At 64.4% G+C, this 4,981-nt stretch carries 6 protein-coding genes and 1 pseudogene; 4 read left to right on the top strand and 3 right to left on the bottom strand.

Translation table 11 applies throughout. The annotated features are described in order from the left end of the window. The 4 genes from B3873_RS12990 to B3873_RS12975 form a co-directional block, all read left to right on the top strand. Positions 1 to 411: branched-chain amino acid ABC transporter permease (locus tag B3873_RS12990; protein WP_286866553.1), on the top strand; the 411-nt coding region annotated here is incomplete at its 5' end. Then, on the top strand, positions 401 to 1,168 hold the full coding sequence (locus tag B3873_RS12985; protein WP_286866551.1) for an ABC transporter ATP-binding protein: 768 nt from the start codon (positions 401 to 403) through the stop codon (positions 1,166 to 1,168). The genes B3873_RS12990 and B3873_RS12985, both read left to right, overlap by 11 nt. Further along, positions 1,165 to 1,875: an ABC transporter ATP-binding protein gene (locus B3873_RS12980; RefSeq protein WP_286866549.1), complete on the top strand. Its 711-nt coding sequence runs from the start codon at positions 1,165 to 1,167 to the stop codon at positions 1,873 to 1,875. The genes B3873_RS12985 and B3873_RS12980 overlap by 4 nt, the downstream gene beginning before the upstream one ends. Before the next feature lie 72 nt (positions 1,876 to 1,947). Further along, on the top strand, positions 1,948 to 2,811 hold the full coding sequence (locus B3873_RS12975) for an alpha/beta hydrolase (protein ID WP_286866547.1): 864 nt from the start codon (positions 1,948 to 1,950) through the stop codon (positions 2,809 to 2,811). Positions 2,812 to 2,837: 26 nt separating this feature from the next. On the opposite strand, the gene B3873_RS12970 is transcribed toward B3873_RS12975, so the two are convergent. From B3873_RS12970 to B3873_RS12960, 3 genes and pseudogenes are all read right to left on the bottom strand, one after another. Further along, complete coding sequence (locus B3873_RS12970; RefSeq protein ID WP_034335801.1) at positions 2,838 to 3,458, bottom strand: riboflavin synthase; 621 nt, start codon at positions 3,456 to 3,458, stop codon at positions 2,838 to 2,840. Between the two features lie 46 nt (positions 3,459 to 3,504). Continuing rightward, positions 3,505 to 4,626 carry a bifunctional diaminohydroxyphosphoribosylaminopyrimidine deaminase/5-amino-6-(5-phosphoribosylamino)uracil reductase RibD gene (ribD, locus tag B3873_RS12965; protein WP_286866545.1) on the bottom strand — a complete coding sequence of 374 codons (1,122 nt, stop codon included), beginning with the start codon at positions 4,624 to 4,626 and terminating at the stop codon, positions 3,505 to 3,507. Between the two features lie 108 nt (positions 4,627 to 4,734). Further along, positions 4,735 to 4,981: pseudogene (locus tag B3873_RS12960) on the bottom strand (pilus assembly protein); the annotation flags it as partial.

Below are 4,981 nucleotides of genomic sequence, written 5' to 3'. Positions count from 1 at the left end.
GGCCTGGCCTTGAATGCGATACGGCAGAACGAGCGGCGCGCCCAGGCCATCGGCTATCCGGCGCTGCGCTACAAGCTGGCGGCGTTCGTGATCGCCGCCGTCATCGCGGGACTGGCCGGCAGCCTCATCGGCATGAGCAATCTCTTTGCCAGCCCCAAGCTGCTGCACTGGTCGCAGTCCGGCATCCTGCTGGTGATGGTGGCGCTGGGCGGGGTCGGATATTTCTACGGCGGCCTGTTCGGTGCGGCGGCCTTCCTGTTGCTGGAAGAAGTGCTGTCCACTCATTTCGAATACTGGCAGATCTATGTCGGCCTGATCCTCTTGCTGGTGGTCATGGTGGCGCCGCGCGGCGTGAGCTCGCTGGCCACCATCGGCAAGACACTCAAGCAGGGAGAGCAGCATGGGGCGTGAACAGGCAGCGGTGGCCCTCTCGGTCAAGGGCCTGAAGAAAAACTACGGCGGCCTGGCGGCCACGCGCGATGTCGACCTGGAGATTGCAGCGGGCCACGTGCACGCCATCATTGGTCCCAATGGTGCGGGCAAGACGACCTTGCTGTCCCTGCTTTCCGGGGCGCTGGCAGCGGATGCGGGCGAGGTCTACCTGTTCGGGCAGCCCATGCATGGCCACGCGGAACAGGCGCGGGTGGCGGCCGGGCTGGTGCGTTCGTTCCAGATCACCAGCGTCTTCGATGAACTGAGCGTGCTGGACAACCTGCAGGTGGCCGTGCAGCGCGGGCAGCATCGCAGCTATGGCTTCTTCCATGCCAGCGCGAGTGATCGCGCCGCCCGCGAAGCGGCCATGACGGTGGCGCGCCGGGTCGGATTGGAGAAGGTTGCGCATCAGTTGTCGTCGCAGCTCTCGCATGGAGCGCGGCGTCGGCTGGATGTGGGCCTGGCCATCGCCTGCGGTCCGCGCGTGCTGTTGATGGATGAACCGATGGCCGGCATGGGCCATGAGGAGTCCGGCGACATGATCGCGCTGATCCAGTCCCTCAAAGAGGAGCTGACGGTGGTGCTGGTGGAACATGACATGGAGGCCGTCTTCGCCCTGGCCGACCGCATGACGGTGCTGGTGCAGGGGGCGGTGCTGGCCACCGGCAGCGTGGAGGAGATCCGCGCCAATGCCGAGGTCAAGCTGGCCTACCTGGGCGAGGAGGAAACGCAATGAGTGCTTTGCTGGAAGTGGAAGGCCTGACCGGCGGCTATGGCGCGAGCCAGGTCCTGTTCGGGATCAACATGCAGGTCAGGGAAGGCGAAGTGGTGACCCTGCTGGGCCGCAATGGCATGGGCAAGACCACCACGCTGCGCACCATCCTCGGATTGAATCGCCCGACCGGCGGCGTGGTGCGCTTTCGTGGCGAAGCCATCCACAGCGCCAGTGCCGATGCGATTGCCCGGCGCGGCATCGCCATCGTGCCGGAGGGACGGCAGATCTTCAAGAACCTGAGCGTGGAAGAAAATCTGTCCGCCTTCGCGGCGCGGCGCAACGGCCGTGACAATCCGTGGACGCTGGAAAAGATTTATCAGCAGTTCCCGCGTCTGAAGGAGCGCCGCCACAATGGCGGCGGCCAGCTCTCCGGCGGCGAGCAGCAGATGCTGGCCATCGGCCGGGCGCTGATGACCAATCCGCATCTGCTGATCCTGGATGAAGCCACCGAAGGGCTGGCGCCGCTGGTGCGGGAAGAAATCTGGACTTGCCTGAAAGCCTTGCGCGAATATGGGCTGACCATCATCGTCATCGACAAGTACATCAAGCGGTTGATCGGCTTTGCCGACCAGCACACCATCCTTGAAAAGGGCAAGGTGGTCTGGCAGGGTGATTCGGCACAGCTGTCGGTGCAGACGGAATTGTGGGATCAGTATCTGAGCGTGTGAGGTGCTTGTTGCGCGGATATTGATCATTAACGCAGGTTTAATGCTGTGGCAAACAGCGTTAAGGAAAACTGAATGCTCCCCCATCAAATCAAGACGGACGCTCGCCGCGTCCTTTGCCCCATCGCCGAGTGCGAAGCGGGTTACAACCTCAAGGCCGCCTTTCCGGATTTCCCGCAGGTGCTGCAGCAGTGGCAGCAGGCGACAGCGGCCATTGCCACTGCCTTGCTGACCGAGTCCGACATCGCCTATGGTGATGCACCGCTGCAGCGCTTCGATTTCTATCGTGCGCAAGGGGCGCAGCGGCCTTTGCTGGTGTTCATCCACGGTGGTTACTGGCAGGGCGGCGACAAGCGTGACATCGGCTTCATCGCCGCGCCTTACGTCAAGGCGGGCATCAGCGTGGCGGTGATCAATTATTCGCTGGCCCCGCAGGCTCACATCGAGGACATGGTGGCAGAGGTGCAGGCGTTGCTTGCCACCATTGCGCAGCAGGCGGATCGCTTGGGCATCGATGTGAATCGTGTCTCGCTGATGGGGCATTCGGCGGGCGGCCATCTGGCGGCCTTCGTGGCCGCGCAGGCGAGTGCCTTGCCGGTGCAGGCCGTCTTTGCCATCAGTGGCGTGTTCGATCTGGTGCCGTTGATCCCGACTTCGCTCAACAAGGCACTGACGCTGGACGAGCAGCGTGCGGATGCGCTCTCACCGGTGCTGCAGGCCGGGCCCACGGGTACGCGCATGCATACCATCATTGGTGAACTGGAGACCGCGCAATTCCACCTGCAGGCGGCCGTGATGGCCAACTGCTGGCCGCAGGTGGTGGCGCATCACGTGGTGCCGCAGACGCATCACTACACGGTGCTGTTCCCGCTGGCTGATGGGAACAGTCCGGTGTGCCGTGCGGTGATTGCGGAGATCGGTGATGCAGGCCGCCGCTGAGGACGACCTGCAGGGAGGCGTGAGGCTCAGGAAACGGTCGAGGAAGACAGCATGCGCTCCACATAGCGCGCAATCAGGTCAATCTCCAGATTGACCTTGCTGCCCGCCTTCAGATGCTTGAGCGTGGTCACTTCCACCGTATGCGGAATCAGGTTGATCGAGAAGCGGCAGGCATCGGCCAGGTCTTCCACGCGGTTGACCGTCAGCGACACGCCATTGACCACGATCGATCCCTTGTAAGCCAGGTACTTGCCCAGTGCCTTGGGTGCATCGACGATCAGCTCGCGCGATTCACCCACGGGCTCGAAGGAATGCACCTGTCCCAGGCCATCGACGTGGCCGGAGACCAGGTGGCCGCCCAGGCGCTCGGCCAGAGTCAGGGCCTTTTCCAGATTGACTTCGCCAGGGGCGTCCAGCCCGGCCGTCAGGCGCAGGCTTTCCCGCGAGACATCGACGGTGAAGCCGCTGGCGGTCTTCTCCACTACGGTCATGCAGGCACCATTGAGCGCAATCGAATCGCCCAGGCCAACGTCGGCCATGGGCAGGCTGCCCGCATCGATGGTCAGGCGCACACCGGCGTCAGGGCCGGCTGCCAAAGGGGTGACGGAGGTGATGGTGCCGACGGCGGCAACGATTCCTGTAAACATGATTCAGTCCTGATACAAAAAATCTGAAAGAAAAAGCAAAAAACGCTTACGCGAAACGGGCAAGGATACGCAAATCCGGCCCGACCTGCTTGACCTCGTGGAAGTGGATGCCGATCTTGCCCGACAGGTCTTCCAGCGGCGGCAGCTCGAACATGTTGCGGCCATCGCCGATCAGGGCCGGGGCCAGGTAGACCAGCAGTTCATCCACGCAGCCTGCGCGGATCTGCGCGCCATTGAGCTTGGCGCCGGCTTCCACGTGCAATTCATTGATCTGGCGCTGGCCCAGTTCACGCACCAGGCCCGGCAGGTCCACCTTGCCTTCGGCGTTGTCCAGCAGGATGACTTCGGCCCCCTCGGCTTCCAGCGCGGCGCGCTTTTCGCGGTCATCGGTGGCGGTGAAGACCCAGGTATTGCCGCCTTGGATCACGCGCGCTTCGGGCGAGACGATCAGCTTGCTGTCGACCACGATGCGGCGCGGCTGGCGCGGGGTGTCGATGGCGCGCACGGTGAGTTGCGCATCGTCCTTCTGGATGGTGCCGATGCCGGCCATGATGGCGCAGGCGCGGGCGCGCCAGATGTGGCCGTCGTCGCGCGCGGCCTGGCTGGTGATCCACTGGCTCACGCCATTGTGCAGGGCGGTTTTGCCATCCAGGCTGGCGGCGCTCTTCATGCGCACCCACGGACGGCCGGTGCGCATGCGATGCAGGAAGCCGATGTTGATCTCGCGCGCTTCTTCTTCCAGCATTCCGCAGGCGACTTCGATGCCGGCTGCCTGCAGGCGGGCCAGGCCCTGTCCCGCGACCAGCGGGTTGGGGTCGGCAATGGCGGCAACCACGCGTGCCACGCCGGCGCGCACCAGCGCATCGGCACAGGGCGGGGTGCGGCCGAAATGGCTGCAGGGTTCCAGCGTGACGTAGACGGTGGCACCGCGCACGTCGTGTCCGCGCGCGGCGGCATCGGCCATGGCCTGGATTTCGGCGTGGTTGCCGCCGGGCGGCTGGGTGAAGCCGGCACCGATGATGCGCCGGTCCTTGACGATGACGCAGCCCACGCGCGGATTGGGGGTGGTGTCGAGCATGCCGAAGCCGGCTTGCAGCAAGGCCAGGGCCATGGCTTGCTGGTCATTCTCGATGTCGAACAGGTAGAGCGGATCTGCAGTGGAAGTCATGGTGTGCTAACACGAAGTAGGCGGCAAGGCCTGCCAGGGGCGAGGCCGGATGCCCGTCAATATACACGGCTTTGCCGGATCGCCCGCAAGGCCGGCGGCACCGGCGATCTACTCGGGCGCGGCCAGGCTGCACTGGTTATCGAGGACGGGATTGCAGATCCGTACCCGCCCCAGGAAGTTGATCACCACCGCACGCGAGTTCACGCCGCTGCTGAAGTACCAGCTGCCGCGCGTGACCGGCTGGCCGTCCGGCTGGTAAGCCACCAGTTCGCCGCCGGTGGTGTAGGCCACGGCGATGCCGACCTCCAGAGCGCGATGATGGGCGACCACTTGTTGTCCGACCCGGATCTCCCAG

The sequence above is a fragment of the Herbaspirillum sp. UBA812 genome, from assembly GCF_002296545.1.
GTDB lineage: Bacteria > Pseudomonadota > Gammaproteobacteria > Burkholderiales > Burkholderiaceae_D > Herbaspirillum > Herbaspirillum huttiense.
Note: the sequence above shows the minus strand (reverse complement) of the source record. Positions and strands in the feature narration are given on the sequence as shown.